The organism is Pseudomonas sp. 2024-210, assembly GCF_045062345.1.
GTDB lineage: Bacteria > Pseudomonadota > Gammaproteobacteria > Pseudomonadales > Pseudomonadaceae > Aquipseudomonas.
On the sequence record NZ_JBJGEJ010000006.1, the window covers coordinates 264,833 to 280,691 of the forward strand.

Here is a 15,859-nt window from a genome sequence, read left to right on the forward strand (position 1 = left end):
TCAGTGTCCTGTGCTCAAGGGCGTACCGGCAGGCGGCTTTTTCAAAAAGAAGGCCAGGGGCAGGCACAGCAGTAAAGCGATGCCGAGCACGTAAAAGGTTTCGCTGTAGGTCATCACTTGCGCCTGCACTTGAATTTGACTGGCCAGTTGGCCCAAGGCTTGAAGCTGGGCATGGGCAAGATCGCCGTGTTCAGCGAAAAAGCCTTGGGTCGCCGTGGCAAGGTGGTTTTGCGCTTCGACGGATTGCACGTTCACGGCATCGCGCAGGGTGTCGTCATGGAAACTGCTGCGCCGTTCGATAAAGGTGCCCAGCAACGCCAGCCCCACCGAGCCGCCGAGGTTGCGCGCCATGTTGTAAATACCGGCCGCTTCGCCCGCTTCATGGGGCGGCACACAGCTCATAGACGCCTGATTGAGCGGCATCATCGCCAGCACTTGGCCCAGCCCCAGCAGTAATTGAGTGCGGGTGAAATTGTCGCCCACACTGTCAGCCGTCAGTCCCGTGGCCAGTAAACAACTGCTGGCCAGACAGCCCAGGCCTGCCATCACCAAAAGGCGGGTGTCTACGCGGCCGATCAGGCGCGGCAGAATCGGCATCATCAAGAAGGCTGGCAGGCCTGACATCAGCATCACTGCACCCGATTGTTGAGCGTTGAAACCCGCGATATTGCTGAGAAACTGCGGCAACACAAAGGCCACGCAGTACAGCCCGCAGCCGACCACAAAGACAATCGCGATCACACTGGCAAAGCGTGGGTTGAGCAACAATCTGAGGCGCACGATCGGCGTTTGGGTGAGTTTCTGTGCATACAGCAGCAGGGCAATCCCGGCCACGGCCAGCAGGCTCAGTGCAATGATGTGCGAGGACTCGAACCAGCGCTCGCGGTTGCCTTCTTCCAGCACCACGGTCATGGCACTCAAGCCCAGGGTCAGGCCAATAATCCCCAACCAGTCGGCGTTGATAAAGGCTTGCCAGCTGCTCGTACTTTTTTTCAGGCCATGACTCAGCATGACCAGCAGCAGGGCGCACACCGGAATATTCAAGAAGAAGCACCAGCGCCAGCTGAAATTCTCGGTCAAGGTGCCGCCCAACACAGGCCCCAATAGCGGGCCGAGCAGCACGATCAGGCCGAATATCGTCATGCCGATGGGCATTTGATGACGCGGCAAGCGGGTGGCCACCAGCACTTGCGCCGTTGGGATCATGGCACCGCCCGCGAAGCCTTGGCCGAGTCGGCCGATGACCATTTGCGGCAAGGTTTCGCTGAGGCCGCAGAGGATTGAAAACACACTGAACAGAATGGCGTTGCCGATCAGAAAGTTGCGCAGACCAAACACCCGCGTCAGCCACGCGGTCAGCGGGATCATGACAATTTCGGCCATTAAATAGCCGGTTGAAATCCACGTGCCTTCCGTGCCCGAGGCACCAATCTGGCCCTGAATCTGCGGCAGCGCGGCGTTGGTGATGGAGATGTCCAGTGTGGCCATTAACGCCCCCAACGCACCTGCAAAGACTACGATCCAGTCGCTGGTGCTGGCATTTGCCTGAGGGGGATTGAGCGCTGCGGGTGCAGCGGCTGCATTAGCCACGACGAGTATCGACGTCGGCCGTGGCTGACAATCCCGGCATCCATTCGATGCTGGCGTCGGGTGAAGCGTGCAGACGAATGCGCACAGGCACTCGCTGAACGATTTTGGTGAAGTTGCCGGTGGCATTGTTGGACGGCAGCAAGGCAAATTGCGAGCCGGTGCCGGGTGACAGGCTTTCGATCACGCCTTCAAACTCAACCCCCGGCCAGGCATCAATGTGCACCGCGACGGTCTGACCGGGGTGCATGCGCTCGATCTGGGTTTCCTTGAAATTGGCGGTGAGGTACACCTCATTGATCGGCACGATGGTCATCAGCCGGGTGCCGGGTTGCAGGTATTGGCCCACCCGCACCGAACGGCTGCCCACCCGTCCGTCCAGCGTGCTGTAAACCACGGTGTCTTGCTCATCGAGTGTGCTTTGACGGGTGCTGGCCTGCGCACTGGCTAACTGCGCGCGGGCCTGTTCGATGGCGGCGCGTTGAGTGTGCAACTGACGTTGGGCCACGTTCAGGGCGGCGGCCTGAGCTGCCCGTTGAGCACTGGCCTGACGCAGGGCATTGCGCAGCTCGGCCATGCGTTCTTGCGTCTCGGCACCACTTTGGGCCAGTGGCGCGTAACGTTTGACCTGTGCGGCGGCGTATTGCTCGTTGGCAATTTCTCCGTCGAGTTGCGCCTGTACCTGGGCAATCGAAGCGGTGTGCTGCTCCAGTTCCGCCTCGCCCCGAGCAATATCAGCCTGTGCGGCACGAATGGCCGCTTCGGATTTTTCCCGCGCTGCCTGATAGGGCCGAACATCGAGGCGCACCAGTGGCTGACCGACACTGACAGTCTGATTGTCAGTGACATACACCTCACTCACCGTGCCCGAGATTTTCGCTGACACGCTCAGACTATCAGCCTGCAAATAAGCGTCGTTGGTGCTTTCAATAAATCGCCCCACGCTCCACCAGTGCGCTCCCCACACCGCTGCACCGACCAGAGCGGCCAATCCAAATCCTCGCAAAAGCATTTTTTTCAAGGACCTGCGTCGTGATGGCCGCAGCTGGGTCGGTTCATCGAGGGGTTGATGTGCGGTCATGATGATCTCAATTGTTAGCGTCTGTAACAATTATTACGATCGGTAAAATTATGTCAATCGATATAAATTCAGGCAAACTCGCGACTTCATTGATCAAGGAGAGACCCATGACCAGCATTCACCGGCGCCGACCTGCCAGCGAAGGCGGCTACACCTGTGGGGATGAAACCAGCGCACGGATTATCGAAGCGGCCCTGAACCTGTTTGGCGAGCGGGGGTACGACGGTGCATCCACTCGCGATATTGCCGAGCTGGCGGGCGTGAATGCGCCGGCATTGAATTACTACTTCAAGAACAAGGAAGGGGTCTACCGGGCCTGTACCGAGTACATGGTCGAGCGCATCTGGGACTATCTGGCACCCACCATCGAAGCGGCTCAGGCGCAACTGGGCGGGCGACCGGACAGTGAACAACTGATTGAGACTTTCTGCGCGGTGCAGAGCAAGATTGCTGAATTCATGCTGCTCTCCAATCGCACCAATAGCTGGCGTAAATTTTACGCGCGCGAACAAGCAGGTTTGGGCCCCAGCGCGAATGAAGAAGTGGTCAGCCAACGCATTGGTCAGCGCATCATTGGTGTAACCAGCGGCATCATCTCGCGACTCATGGGCCCAGAGGCGAGTGACGAAGAGTGCAGCCTGCGTTGCATGACGCTGACCGGCCAGTTGCTGCCATTTCACCTGACACGTAACAGCTCCCTCAAGTCACTGGGCTGGGACGCGTTAACGCCAGAGCGGTACGCGTTGCTGATGAAGATCGTGCGCGAGCAGACCGAAACCTTGCTGCGCGGGCTGATCAAACAATCCTAGTCGCAGCTGAGCGCCCCTGTAGCAACTGCCGATGGCTGCGTAGCAATCGTAACCAGTTACCGGAGGTGAATTGCCGATCCGAACTGCCTGTATTTCCGCCGGCTGCGCTGTCGAACGCAGCCTGCGGCAACTGCTACGGGATTTATAAGTCAGCCAGTCCTGGAACAATTTTGCGATCCAGCGGGCTCAGGAATAAACAAACGCGCTGCGGTGCTTTTGCACAAAGTCTTCCCAGCGCACGGGCTGGCGGCCAGTGATCTCTGGGAAGTTGTCGAAGGTTTCTTCAACACCGGGGATCTGCCGTGCGGCCATACGGGTGAAGTTGTCGTGTACGCAGGTCATGTAAGCCATTTCGGCCCCGGCTGCGCGCATGTTTTCCAGAAACACATCCGGCGATTGGGCGTCATAGCGGAACGGCTGACCCAGCACGCGGGTCATGATGGCGGCGATGTCCCCGTAGGATTGCACGTCGTAGCCCAAGCGATAGGTTTTGCCGCCATGTTTTTGTGGATGCAGTAGCGTCTGCGCTGCAACGCGGGCAACGTCTTCGCCGTCCACCCAACTGAAACGTGCGTCGCCGGTGTATTGCTCGATCACCCCGTTTTTAACGGCTTGGGTGCCATCGTAGCTGAGCAGGTTTTGCATAAAGCACTCGGGCCGCAAGTGGGTGAACGAGAAGCCGCACCATTCGATGTAGCGCTCTACAAACTGGTGCCAGGCCCAGTGGCCGATGGTGGTGTCGTCCCGCCCGCAGGCGCCCAGGTGCACGATGTGCTGCACGCCGGCTTTTTTCGCTTGATCAAGGAACGCTTTGCTTTGGCGCAGCATATCCACCGTATAGCCCGTGACCAGCAAGGCGCGGTCAATGCCCTGTAAGGCCGGTGCCAGTGTCTCTTCCTTGTCGAAGTCGAGCATGACGGTGCGGATGCCCAGCGCTTCAAAAGGTTTGGCTTTGGCTGCAGAGCGTACCGCTGCCACCAGCGTGATGCTGTCATCCTCCAGTAGGTTGCGCAGGGTATCGCCGCCAATCTGGCCGGTGGCGCCGGTGATTAAAACCGTGGGTTTTTGCGAAGTCATCGATCAGCCTGTTTTGTGAATAAATAGAAGTGAATCAGCTTACTGGGGAAATGAGCGCTTATTTGCGATACCTTTTACTCAATCACGTGAACTGAATTCATGAATAGGGGCCGGTATGTTTTCTTCGGAGCGCTTGAAAGGCATTGATGTGTTTGTCTGTGTCGCGGATGCAGGCAGTTTTCGGGCTGCGGCCGAGCGCTTGAATTTGACGGCATCGGCGATCAGCAAAGCTATCGCCCGTCTTGAAGACCGGTTACAGGTGCGTTTGTTTGAGCGCACAACACGGCGCTTGGCCCTGACCGATGCGGGCAGCGCGTTCTATCGAACCTGCACTGGCGTATTGGCTGAACTGGAAGAGGCCGAGCTGGCCTTGCATGTGCAAAACACCGTGCCGCGGGGGCGAGTGCGCATTGATTTGCCAGCAGCGTTCGGCCGTTTGTTGGCATTGCCGGTGATTCTGCGTTGTGTGCATGCGCATGCGCTGTTGTTGCCGCATATCTCGTTTTCGGATCGCTTTATCGACCCGGTGGAAGAGGGCGTCGATATTGTGGTGCGGGTCGGTGGGCCACAGGTCTGGCCGGCGACGCTGGAACATCACTACCTGGGCAGTGAGCGGCATGTGTTTTGTGCTGCCCCGTCGTATTTGAGCGTCCACGGCACACCTGCGACTGATCGTGATCTGGAGCATCACCAGTGTGTCGCTTATGGTTTGGCAGACGGGACGGTCAGCCCGTGGCGTTTTGCGGGTACCCGACCGGGCGAGATTGAGCGACGGGTCATGCCCGCCCAGTACATCGTGGGTGATGGCGAAGGGCAGGTAATGGCGGTTGTGGCCGGGTGCGGTATTGCCCAGTTGCCAACCTGGCTGATCAAGCAACCACTGGCTGACGGCTCCTTGGTCGAAGTACTGCCGCAGTTGGCCAGTGAGGGGTTGCCGATCCATCTAGTGTGGCCAAAAAACCGTCAGGATCTGCCCAAAGTGCGTGTTTTTCTCGATGCGTTGGCACAGGGGTTGGCCGGCGGTATACAGACGCTGTAGCCGCTGTCGAGGAACGAAGGCTGCGATCGGCGGCACCGCCGCCGTAAACCCAGACATACCTAAGACCCCCGGTTTGCGGGCGTTTCGCGCCCGATCGCAGCCTGCGGCTACAGCGGCAACACCCGGTCATTGATGACGTTTTTCATGACCAGCGTCGAGACCAGCCTTTGGACGTTGGGCAGTGAGGTCAGGGACTCATCATAGAGCTGCTGAAAGGCTGCAAGGTCTTTGGTGATCACTTGCAGCAGGTAGTCCGGGTCGCCAAACAGCCGCTGTGCTTCGACGATCTGAGGGACCTCCAGCAAAGCGGCTTCAAAGTCGGTAATCGCCTGACGCGTTACTTCGCGTAAGGTCACGAACACGATCGCTGAAAAACCAAGGCCCAGCTCTTTGGGCGCTAACAGTGCGCGATACCCCAAAATCACCCCTGATTCTTCCAGTGCCCGTACCCGTCGATGGCAAGGTGAAAGGCTCAAACCTACCCGCTCAGCCAGTTCAGTGAGAGAAAGCCGGCCGTCCGCGTGCAGCTGCGCAAGAATCTTTCGGTCAATACGATCCATGCAGAAGAACCTTCCAGTCTGGTTAGGTGGTCTTGGTATAAACGAAAGATAATCCTACCAGCATTTCCCTATTCTTCTACACATAGCGTTCGCCACATCAGGTGTGACGCACTCGGCGCGTAGAAGGTAGGCATCCTGTGACTCTCAGCATTGTGGCCGCCTTTTGGGTGGTGTCGTTTCTGTTCATCATTACCCCCGGCGCAGACTGGGCTTACGCCATTTCAGCCGGTATGCGCGAGCGCCGCGTCGCACCTGCGGTTGCGGGGTTGCTGTCGGGGCATTTGCTGGCAACGCTGTTGGTGGCGGCGGGCGTGGGCGCGTTGCTCGCCAAAAGCCCGGTGGTCTTGTCGCTGCTCACCTTGGCCGGTGCTCTGTATCTGCTGTGGCTGGGCATTGCGATGGTTCGCCAGCCATCTGCCCCCGAAGAGGGGCAGGCGCAGATCGAGGATTCCTGGTCTCGCTGGGTCTGGAAGGGCGCGTGCGTCAGTGGCATGAATCCCAAGGTTTTATTGCTGTTTCTGGCGCTGTTGCCGCAATTCACCGACCCGTTATCGAACTGGCCGATCCCGGCGCAACTCTTGGCCTTGGGCGCTTTGCATGCGTTGAGTTGTGCGGTGGTCTATCTGCTGGTGGGCTTCAGTGCTCAAGCGGTATTGCAGACCCGGCCCAGTGCTGCGAAAACCGTCAGTCGGGTCTCTGGGGTGTTGATGGTCATCATTGCGCTGGTGTTGTTGGCGGAGCAGATGTTGCATTGATTACAGAACGTGCAACCCGAGGCCGGCCAGCAGCATGCCGGCTTGAGATTTGGAGATAATCGCGCCCTTGAACAGTTTGGCGTCGGTGAGGTGGAGCCCGTGCAGGCTGGCTTCTCGCAAGTCGGCTTGATCAAAGCGCGCATTGTTGACCCGAGCGAGGGAAAGACTGCCGCCTTCAACAAAAACCGCCTGGCGAAAGTCGCAATAGCTCAGGTCGGCTTCGGCGAAATCCAGATTGTGCAGCTCGGTTTTGTAGAAGGACAGTCCCGACAGGACGGCACTGCGCAACACGCAGTCTTTGAACACGAGCCCCAGAGTAGAGCTGTCTACGAAATTGGCTCCGGTTAATTTACAGCCTTCGAATAAGGCGTGGGCCAGCTTGCTGCGTTGCCAAAGGGTATTGTTCAAGTCGCAATTAACAAACACCGCTTCTTCCAGCGTTGCAGAACGAAACACCGCCTGGGCTGCTCGACAGCTTTGCCAGTGAGTGTTGGAAAGGTCGGCCGCCGTCAGATTGGTGTCGCCAAAGAGGCAGCGCTCAAAGCGTGAGTGACTCAGGTTTAGACGGGACAAGTCTTGCCCGCTGAAATCAATGCTCTGAAAGCGAACTGGACGGCGAACGTCTTTAATGAAGTCCGCAAGGGTTGTTTCGCCCAATACAGTGGCGTCAACGGTGACGTAATCGTTTTCAGAAAGCATGACGCCTCGCAATGGGTTCAGATGAACAGAGGCCATAGTGGGTCAACGAACGTTATTCATCAATATTGATCGCGAGCGCCTTTTGTGAGCAACAATCCTTGATCCGAGTCAGCGTTTTGCGTGCGCTGACCGGATCGAGGCCCTGTAAGATTGCCGCTTGGTCAGATACCTGAATGTGGAAGCACTCATGCAAAAAGCGCTGTTATTGACCGCTGTTCTAAGCCTCGCTGCGTTCTTTAACAGCACGGTGGCCTTGGCCGCTGGCGATGCCGAAGCGGGCGAGAGGTTGTACAACAAAATGTGCGGAGGCTGTCACAGCATTGGCGAAAACGCGCGGGACGGTTTTGGCCCGCAGCTCAATGGCGTGATTGGACGCGCGGCTGGGACTTCACCGACCTATCTGTACTCAGACGCCATGAAGAATTCCGGTGTGGTGTGGACACGAGACAAACTGGCGGCCTATATCGAAGCGCCGAAGAAAGTGGTCAAGGGCACCCGAATGATTTTCTGGGGCATCAGTGACCCGGAAAAAATCGACAACATCCTGGCGTACATCGAGAAGTTTCAAGACCACTGATCACTGAATGGCTTTCAAGTAGTCCTTGAGATGGGCCAAAGGTAGGTGCAGTTGTTCGAGCGTCTGAGCATCAGCGACCTGAGCGGACAGCTTATTCAGCTCCCTGCCCATCACAGTCCCCGCGCCGCCCAGGGCAATCAGCGCCACCTCAAGGCATTGGCTGAGCTTGAGCTGAATGGCGTCGACATCGCCGTTGCGCAGCAGCAGGGCAAAGACTTCGCGCTGGTATTGAGCCATTGCCGGGTCGTCGCGCAACAGCGGGCTTGCCCCTTCGGGCTCATAAGCCAGTTTGAGGGCGTACAGGGCGACGGTTTCCAGAGGCGAATCCATGGGACGGGTTCCAGTCAGTGACGGGGCTAAATCGCAGGCACAAAAAAACCGGCGCTAGTGGCCGGTTTTTTTGTATTCAAGGTGCATTGAGCAGCACCTTGAGATCTTTGTTTGGTGCCCCGAGGGAGACTCGAACTCCCACTTCTTTCGAAAACGGATTTTGAATCCGCCGCGTCTACCAATTCCGCCATCAGGGCTCAATGGCGGCGAAGTATAGAGATGAGGTTGAGGTCGGTCAACAACTTATTGGTCTATTTTTACTAAGTCCGTTAAACTCCCCGGCCCTGCTAGACGAAACCTATCATGCGCGTTGCTGACTTTACTTTCGAGCTCCCTGATTCACTCATCGCACGCCATCCTTTGGCGGAGCGCCGCAACAGTCGCCTGCTGACCCTTGATGGGGAGAGCGGGGCACTGGCACATCGTCAATTTACTGATTTGCTTGAGCATTTACGCCCGGGCGATTTGATGGTGTTTAACAATACCCGGGTGATTCCAGCCCGTTTGTTCGGCCAAAAGGCGTCGGGCGGCAAGCTGGAAATTCTGGTTGAGCGGGTGCTCGACAGTCATCGGGTGCTGGCGCATGTGCGCTCCAGCAAGTCGCCCAAACCAGGCTCGAAAATCCTGATTGATGGCGGCGGCGAAGCCGAGATGCTGGCACGCCACGATGCGTTGTTCGAGTTGGGCTTTGCCGAAGAGGTGTTGCCGCTGCTGGACCGTGTCGGGCACATGCCGTTGCCGCCTTATATCGATCGCCCGGACGAAGGTTCGGATCGCGAGCGTTATCAGACGGTTTACGCTCAGCGACTGGGCGCAGTAGCTGCCCCCACAGCGGGTCTGCATTTCGATGAGCCGTTGATGCAAGCCATTGCCGCCAAGGGTGTCGAGACTGCATTTGTGACCCTGCACGTGGGCGCGGGTACGTTCCAGCCTGTACGGGTCGAGCGTCTTGAAGATCACCATATGCACACTGAGTGGCTTGAGGTCGGTCAGGATGTGGTGGATGCCGTAGCCGCATGCCGTGCACGCGGCGGTCGCGTGATTGCGGTGGGCACCACCAGTGTTCGTTCGCTTGAGAGCGCGGCACGTGATGGTGTGCTCAAGCCGTTCAGTGGTGACACCGATATCTTTATTTTCCCCGGTCGGCCTTTCCATGTGGTCGATGCGCTGGTGACCAATTTCCATTTGCCGGAATCCACGCTGTTGATGCTGGTTTCGGCGTTCGCCGGTTATCCCGAAACTATGGCGGCCTATAAGGCTGCGGTTGAGCATGGGTACCGCTTCTTTAGTTACGGTGATGCAATGTTCATCACCCGCAATCCTGCGCCGACGGCTCCTGCCCCGGCCCCAGAGGATCAAGCATGAGCAACTGTCGTATGTCTTTCGAGCTGCTTGCCACTGATGGCAAGGCGCGTCGCGGTCGTTTGACCTTCCCGCGTGGTGTGGTTGAAACCCCGGCCTTTATGCCTGTAGGCACCTATGGCACGGTCAAGGGCATGCTGCCGCGTGATATTGAAGCCATCGGCGCGCAGATGATTTTGGGCAACACTTTTCACCTGTGGCTGCGCCCTGGCACTGAAGTGATCAAGAAGCACGGCGATCTGCACGACTTCATGAAGTGGCAAGGGCCGATCCTGACTGACTCGGGTGGTTTTCAGGTGTTCAGCCTGGGCGCCATGCGCAAGATCAAGGAAGAGGGCGTGACCTTTGCATCACCGGTAGACGGCGCCAAAGTGTTTATGGGGCCGGAAGAGTCGATGCAGGTTCAGCGTGACCTTGGCTCCGACGTCGTGATGATTTTCGACGAGTGCACGCCGTACCCGGCGGATGAAGATGTAGCGCGCGTGTCCATGGAACTGTCGTTGCGCTGGGCGCAGCGCTCCAAGAACGCTCATGGTGATAACACCGCAGCTTTGTTCGGTATCGTTCAGGGCGGCATGCACCAGAACCTGCGCGAACGCTCGCTCGAAGGCCTGAACAAGATCGGCTTTGATGGCCTGGCCATTGGCGGGTTGTCGGTGGGCGAGCCCAAGCACGAAATGATCAAAGTGCTGGATTACCTGCCGGCGATGATGCCTGCTGACAAACCTCGTTACCTTATGGGAGTTGGCAAGCCTGAAGATCTGGTTGAGGGTGTGCGCCGCGGTGTGGACATGTTCGATTGCGTGATGCCAACCCGCAACGCCCGCAACGGGCATTTGTTTATCGATACGGGTGTGATCAAGATCCGTAATGCGTTCCATCGCCATGATGATTCGCCGCTGGATCCGACCTGCGATTGTTACACCTGCCAGAACTTCTCCCGCGCTTATCTGCATCATCTGGACAAGTGCGGTGAAATGTTGGGGAGCATGCTCAATACCATCCACAATTTGCGGCACTATCAGGTGCTCATGGCTGGTTTGCGCGAGGCTATTCAACAGGGTACATTGGCCACCTTTGTCGACGCCTTCTATGCCAAGCGCGGGCTTCCTGTGCCGCCCCTGGACTGAAATTACGACCTTTAAGAAACAACAATGCAACTGGAGTGCTTAATGAGCTTTTTCATCTCTTCCGCTTTCGCGGACGCTGCTGCACCTGCCGCTGCTGGCCCTATGGGTGGTGGTTTTGAATGGATTTTCCTGGTGGGTTTCCTGGTCATCTTCTATCTGATGATCTGGCGTCCACAGGCCAAGCGCGCCAAAGAGCAGAAAGCCCTGTTGGGTAACCTGCAAAAAGGCGACGAGATCGTAACGACTGGCGGCATTGCCGGCAAAATCGTCAAGGTTTCCGATGCATTTGTTGTGATCGAAGTGTCTGACACTGTCGAGCTGAAAATTCAGAAAGGCTCTGTTGCAGCCACGTTGCCTAAAGGCACGCTGAAAGCGATCTAAGTTTCAACTTTTAACAATCGACGGGGCGCGCAAGGCGCCCCGCGTTTTAAGCGGGCGGCGTGATTGATGCTGAACAAATACCCTCTGTGGAAATACATTCTGATCCTGGCTGTGCTGGCGATCGGTTTTATTTATTCCGCTCCCAATCTGTACCCAGATGACCCGGCGATCCAGATTTCGGGTGCGAGCACTGCGTTGCAGGTCACTCAAGCTGATCTGGATCGTGCAAGCAAGGCGTTGGCGCAAGCTGGCATTGCCGTCAAGGCAGCTACGTTATCCGAGAACGGCAAGGGTGGCTTGCTGCGACTGGAGAAGAAAGACGACCAGTTACCCGCCAAGGATGTTGTACGCAAGACCCTGGGCGACGACTATGTTGTAGCGCTTAACTTGGCACAGACCACGCCGCAATGGCTGCGTAGCCTGGGCGCTCACCCAATGAAGTTGGGTCTGGACTTGTCGGGTGGTGTGCACTTCCTGCTGGAAGTGGACATGGACAAAGCTGTCGATGCACGCATGAAAGTGTACGAAAGCGATGTCAAAAGCCTGCTTCGTAAAGAGAAAGTGCGTTATCGCAGCCTGCCGCAACTCAATGGTGCCATTCAGCTGGGTTTCACTGATGAAGCTGTCCTTGAGCAAGCGCGTAGCCTGATCCGCAAGAACTTCAATGACTTTGACGTAACGACAGCGGACCTTAACGGCCAGCCAGTTCTGCGTCTGGCGATGACCCCGGCCAAGCTGGCGGAAATCCGTGAATATTCCATCAAGCAAAACCTGACAACGGTCCGTAACCGGGTCAACGAGTTGGGTGTTGCCGAGCCTTTGGTTCAGCGTCAGGGTGCCAACCGCATCGTGGTTGAATTGCCGGGCGTGCAAGACACCGCAGAAGCCAAGCGTATTCTGGGCAAGACAGCCAACCTTGAGTTCCGTCTGGCTGCAGAGCCGGGCGCATCCAAAGCCACTTCCGAGACCTTCGAGTTCCGTGAAGGCAATCGTCCTGCCGCGCAAATCGAGCGTGGCCTGATCATCACCGGTGACCAGGTGACCGATGCTCAGGCGGGCTTTGACGAGCACGGCCGTCCACAAGTGAACATCAAGCTTGATGGTCATGGTGGTGAGCTGATGAGCCGTTCAACTCGCAGCAACGTCGGTCGCAGCATGGCGGTTATCTTCATCGAGCAGCGCCCGGTGACGACGTACACCAAGCAAGTGGTAGACGGTGTCGAGAAAGAAGTGCCGGTACAGACCTTCAAGGAAGACAAGAAGATCATCAGCCTGGCGACCATTCAGTCGCCGCTGGGCAGTCAGTTCCGGATTACCGGTCTGAATGGCCAGGGTGAGGCTTCCGAGCTCGCGCTGTTGCTGCGTGCTGGTGGTCTGGCAGCGCCGATGTACTTCGCTGAAGAGCGCACCATTGGCCCGAGCCTGGGTGCTGACAACATCACCAAGGGTATTGATGCATCGCTGTGGGGCATGCTGTTCGTGTCGATCTTCATCATTGCCATCTACCGCTTCTTCGGTGTGATTGCGACGGTGGCACTGGCGGGCAACATGGTCTTGCTGCTGGCCTTGATGTCGGTGCTGGGGGCAACACTGACCCTGCCAGGTATCGCCGGTATCGTATTGACGATGGGTATGGCGGTCGATGCCAACGTGCTGATCTTCTCGCGGATTCGTGAGGAAATGGCTAATGGCATGACCCCGCAACGGGCAATCAACGAAGGTTTCAACCGTGCCTTTACGGCCATTGTTGACTCCAACCTGACAACCCTGTTGGTCGGCGGGATTCTCTTTGCCATGGGTACCGGGCCGGTTAAAGGCTTTGCGGTGACCATGTCCCTCGGGATCTTTACCTCGATGTTCACGGCCATTATGGTGACCCGCGCAATGGTCAACCTGGTGTATGGCGGTCGGGACTTCAAGAAGTTGTGGATTTAAGGGGCTGCCATGTTACGTACAATCAACTTCATGGGCGTTCGCAACGTTGCGTTCGGCGTCACTGTAGTGCTTACCGTGCTGGCATTGTTCAGCATGTTCCACAAGGGCATGAACTACGGCCTGGACTTCACCGGCGGTACGCTCATCGAGCTGACCTACGAAAAGCCAGCTGACCTGACCAAGGTGCGTAATGAGCTGGCTACGGCGGGTTTTCATGACGCGGTAGTGCAGAGCTTTGGTGCGACCACAGACTTGCTGGTGCGTATGCCCGGTGATGATCCGTTGCTCGGCAACAAGGTGGCCGCCGCATTGGGTCAGGCAGATACCAGCAACCCTGCGGTGATCAAGCGGGTTGAGTTTGTGGGCCCGCAAGTGGGTGAAGAGCTTCGCGATCAAGGCGGCCTTGGCATGCTGATGGCGCTGGGCGGCATCATGCTCTACCTGGCTTTCCGCTTTCAGTGGAAGTTCGCGGTTGGCGCCATTGTGTCGCTGGTGCATGACGTGATCGTCACCATGGGCGTGCTGTCGTGGTTCCAGATCACCTTTGACCTGACGGTGTTGGCGGCGGTGCTGGCAATCATCGGCTACTCGCTCAACGACACCATCGTGGTATTTGACCGGGTTCGTGAGAACTTCCGGGTGCTGCGCAAGGCCAGCCTGATCGAGAACATCAACATCTCGACCACGCAAACCCTGCTGCGCACCATGGCAACGTCCATCTCCACCCTGCTGGCGATCGCTGCACTGCTGATCTTTGGTGGCGATAACCTGTGGGGCTTCTCGATTGCCTTGTTCGTGGGTGTGTTGGCGGGTACTTACTCGTCGATTTACATCGCCAACGTGGTATTGATCTGGCTGAACCTCAGTGCTGAGGATTTGATTCCGCCTGCAGCGAGCGAGAAAGAGGTCGATGACCGTCCTTAACGGTTAGTTATCTCAAAGCCGTAACAAAAAGGCGCGAGTATTGAACTCGCGCCTTTTTTTATGCTCCAACTCCAGGATTGGTGTGGGACTGTCCCCACGTGTGATGGTCTGGAGGTTCGCGTGAACAAGTCTTTGCTGGTTGGTGCTGTTTTGGGTGCTGTCGGTGTGACTGCCGGAGGTGCTTTTGCGACCTACAGCTTGGTTAAATCCCCTGATGCTGCGCAGGTGTTGGCGGTTGTTCCGGTCAATCAGCAGATCAAGACGCCGCGAGAAGTGTGCAAGGAAGTGGCTGTGACGCGACAAGCGCCGGTCAAGGATCAGCATCAAATCGTCGGTAGCGTGATTGGCGCGGTGGCGGGCGGTTTGCTGGGTAATCAGATAGGTGGCGGTAGCGGCAAGAAGATTGCTACTGTTGCCGGTGCGGTGGGCGGTGGATATGCCGGTAACAAGGTTCAGGAAGGTATGCAGAACCGCGATACCTACACCACGACCCAAACACGCTGCAATACTGTCAACGACATCAGTCAAAAGGTCGTTGGTTATGACGTGCGCTATTCCTTAAACGGCAAGGAAGGCAAGGTGCGGATGGATCGTGAGCCGGGCAGTGAGATTGCCGTGGATAAGCAGGGCAACCTGATTTTGAATTAAGTTCGGGATTTGCAGTTTCCAGCTCGGAAACCGCAAGCCAAAAAAAAGCACCCTTTAAGGGTGCTTTTTTGTCTGTGGGTTTCGCTTAGCGTTTCAGCGAAGCCGGCAGGTGAGGCTGGATTGCAGTCAGAACTGCTTTGAAGCATTTGGTGTTGCCAGCAACGATGTGGCCTTTTTCAAGGAAATCGTGGCTACCGGTGAAGTCGCTGACCAGGCCGCCTGCTTCTTGAATCAGCAGTGCGCCTGCGGCCATGTCCCACTCGGACAGGCCTGACTCCCAGAATGCATCGAAACGACCAGCAGCCACGTAAGCCAGATCCAGGCTGGCGGCGCCTGCGCGGCGGATGCCGGCGGTTTGACCAACCAGGCTGCGGAACATGCCCAGGTAGTTTTCGAGGTTATCCATCTGGTTGTCGCGGAACGGGAAACCCGTACCCAGCAATGCGCCTTCCAGGCTGGTGCGACCGCTGACACGCAGGCGGCGACCGTTCAGTTGAGCGCCACGGCCACGGCTGGCGGTGAACTCTTCCTGGCGAACCGGATCCAGAACCACGGCGTGCTCTAGGCGGCCGCGGTATTTGCAGGCGATGCTGACGGCGAAGTGTGGAACGCCGCGCAGGAAGTTGGTGGTGCCATCCAGTGGGTCGATGATCCACAGGTAGTCTTCACCTTCACCGCTGCCTGGGTGCAAGCCGGTTTCTTCACCGAGGATGCCGTGCGTCGGGTAAGCCTTGCGCAGGGCGTCGATGATTTTCTGTTCGGCCGCACGATCGACTTCAGAGACGTAATCCTTGGCGTCTTTTTCGTCAACCTTAATGGTATCCAGGCGCTCGATGGAGCGGAAAATCAATTCACTGGCGCTGCGGGCGGCGCGCAGCGCGATATTCAGCATGGGCTGCATGGACGTTTCACCTAAGGTTGTTAAAGAAAGCCGAATATTCTATCAGAAAACTTTAGTAGATGAA

The 15,859-nt window shown here is 57.3% G+C and carries 17 protein-coding genes and 1 tRNA gene; 10 read left to right on the forward strand and 8 right to left on the reverse strand.

Going from position 1 to position 15,859, the window contains the following annotated elements:
• A complete protein-coding gene (locus ACI7MX_RS11640) occupies nt 1-1,590 on the reverse strand; it encodes an MDR family MFS transporter (protein WP_405586600.1) in 1,590 nt (529 codons plus the stop codon).
• Entirely contained in the window at nt 1,583-2,668 is a 1,086-nt protein-coding gene (locus tag ACI7MX_RS11645; protein ID WP_405633898.1) for an HlyD family secretion protein, read from the reverse strand. The genes ACI7MX_RS11640 and ACI7MX_RS11645 overlap by 8 nt, the downstream gene beginning before the upstream one ends.
• A gap of 107 nt (nt 2,669-2,775) precedes the next feature.
• On the opposite strand from ACI7MX_RS11645, the gene ACI7MX_RS11650 reads away from it, so the two are divergent.
• On the forward strand, nt 2,776-3,477 hold the full coding sequence (locus ACI7MX_RS11650; protein ID WP_405586594.1) for a CerR family C-terminal domain-containing protein: 702 nt from the start codon (nt 2,776-2,778) through the stop codon (nt 3,475-3,477).
• 186 nt (nt 3,478-3,663) lie between these two features.
• On the opposite strand, the gene ACI7MX_RS11655 is transcribed toward ACI7MX_RS11650, so the two are convergent.
• Nucleotides 3,664-4,554: an SDR family oxidoreductase gene (locus ACI7MX_RS11655; RefSeq protein ID WP_405586591.1), complete on the reverse strand. Its 891-nt coding sequence runs from the start codon at nt 4,552-4,554 to the stop codon at nt 3,664-3,666.
• Between the two features lie 115 nt (nt 4,555-4,669).
• Between ACI7MX_RS11655 and ACI7MX_RS11660 the strand changes: the two genes are divergently transcribed.
• Complete coding sequence (locus ACI7MX_RS11660) at nt 4,670-5,593, forward strand: LysR family transcriptional regulator (RefSeq protein ID WP_405586588.1); 924 nt, start codon at nt 4,670-4,672, stop codon at nt 5,591-5,593.
• Nucleotides 5,594-5,700: 107 nt separating this feature from the next.
• On the opposite strand, the gene ACI7MX_RS11665 is transcribed toward ACI7MX_RS11660, so the two are convergent.
• Nucleotides 5,701-6,153, reverse strand: coding sequence for an Lrp/AsnC family transcriptional regulator (locus ACI7MX_RS11665; protein ID WP_314492723.1), 453 nt, complete (start codon nt 6,151-6,153; stop codon nt 5,701-5,703).
• A gap of 137 nt (nt 6,154-6,290) precedes the next feature.
• Here ACI7MX_RS11665 and ACI7MX_RS11670 point away from each other — a divergent pair, with 137 nt between their 5' ends.
• Nucleotides 6,291-6,908: a LysE family translocator gene (locus tag ACI7MX_RS11670; protein WP_405586584.1), complete on the forward strand. Its 618-nt coding sequence runs from the start codon at nt 6,291-6,293 to the stop codon at nt 6,906-6,908.
• On the opposite strand, the gene ACI7MX_RS11675 is transcribed toward ACI7MX_RS11670, so the two are convergent.
• Nucleotides 6,909-7,607 (reverse strand): pentapeptide repeat-containing protein, encoded by a 699-nt coding sequence (locus ACI7MX_RS11675; RefSeq protein WP_314492717.1) that lies wholly within the window; start codon nt 7,605-7,607, stop codon nt 6,909-6,911.
• A 187-nt stretch (nt 7,608-7,794) separates the two neighbouring features.
• On the opposite strand from ACI7MX_RS11675, the gene ACI7MX_RS11680 reads away from it, so the two are divergent.
• Nucleotides 7,795-8,184, forward strand: coding sequence for a c-type cytochrome (locus tag ACI7MX_RS11680; protein ID WP_405586581.1), 390 nt, complete (start codon nt 7,795-7,797; stop codon nt 8,182-8,184).
• Here the strand turns inward: ACI7MX_RS11680 and ACI7MX_RS11685 are convergent, their stop codons facing one another.
• Both ACI7MX_RS11685 and ACI7MX_RS11690 read right to left on the reverse strand, forming a co-directional pair.
• Nucleotides 8,185-8,514 carry a hypothetical protein gene (locus tag ACI7MX_RS11685; RefSeq protein WP_405586578.1) on the reverse strand — a complete coding sequence of 110 codons (330 nt, stop codon included), beginning with the start codon at nt 8,512-8,514 and terminating at the stop codon, nt 8,185-8,187.
• Between the two features lie 112 nt (nt 8,515-8,626).
• Nucleotides 8,627-8,711 (reverse strand) — tRNA-Leu (locus ACI7MX_RS11690).
• 106 nt (nt 8,712-8,817) lie between these two features.
• On the opposite strand from ACI7MX_RS11690, the gene queA reads away from it, so the two are divergent.
• From queA to ACI7MX_RS11720, 6 genes are all read left to right on the forward strand, one after another.
• Complete coding sequence (gene queA / locus ACI7MX_RS11695) at nt 8,818-9,879, forward strand: tRNA preQ1(34) S-adenosylmethionine ribosyltransferase-isomerase QueA (RefSeq protein ID WP_095001476.1); 1,062 nt, start codon at nt 8,818-8,820, stop codon at nt 9,877-9,879.
• 11 nt (nt 9,880-9,890) lie between these two features.
• Nucleotides 9,891-11,006, forward strand: a complete 1,116-nt coding sequence (gene tgt, locus ACI7MX_RS11700) for a tRNA guanosine(34) transglycosylase Tgt (protein ID WP_122784899.1) — start codon at nt 9,891-9,893, stop codon at nt 11,004-11,006.
• 42 nt (nt 11,007-11,048) lie between these two features.
• Nucleotides 11,049-11,387, forward strand: a complete 339-nt coding sequence (yajC, locus tag ACI7MX_RS11705) for a preprotein translocase subunit YajC (RefSeq protein ID WP_003443398.1) — start codon at nt 11,049-11,051, stop codon at nt 11,385-11,387.
• A 66-nt stretch (nt 11,388-11,453) separates the two neighbouring features.
• On the forward strand, nt 11,454-13,322 hold the full coding sequence (gene secD / locus ACI7MX_RS11710; RefSeq protein WP_405586573.1) for a protein translocase subunit SecD: 1,869 nt from the start codon (nt 11,454-11,456) through the stop codon (nt 13,320-13,322).
• Nucleotides 13,323-13,331: 9 nt separating this feature from the next.
• Nucleotides 13,332-14,246, forward strand: coding sequence for a protein translocase subunit SecF (secF, locus tag ACI7MX_RS11715; RefSeq protein ID WP_405586570.1), 915 nt, complete (start codon nt 13,332-13,334; stop codon nt 14,244-14,246).
• A 120-nt stretch (nt 14,247-14,366) separates the two neighbouring features.
• Nucleotides 14,367-14,894: a glycine zipper 2TM domain-containing protein gene (locus ACI7MX_RS11720; protein WP_405586567.1), complete on the forward strand. Its 528-nt coding sequence runs from the start codon at nt 14,367-14,369 to the stop codon at nt 14,892-14,894.
• An 85-nt stretch (nt 14,895-14,979) separates the two neighbouring features.
• Here ACI7MX_RS11720 and suhB read toward each other — a convergent pair whose 3' ends face one another.
• Nucleotides 14,980-15,795, reverse strand: a complete 816-nt coding sequence (suhB, locus tag ACI7MX_RS11725) for an inositol-phosphate phosphatase (RefSeq protein ID WP_122784850.1) — start codon at nt 15,793-15,795, stop codon at nt 14,980-14,982.
• Nucleotides 15,796-15,859: the final 64 nt, after the last annotated feature.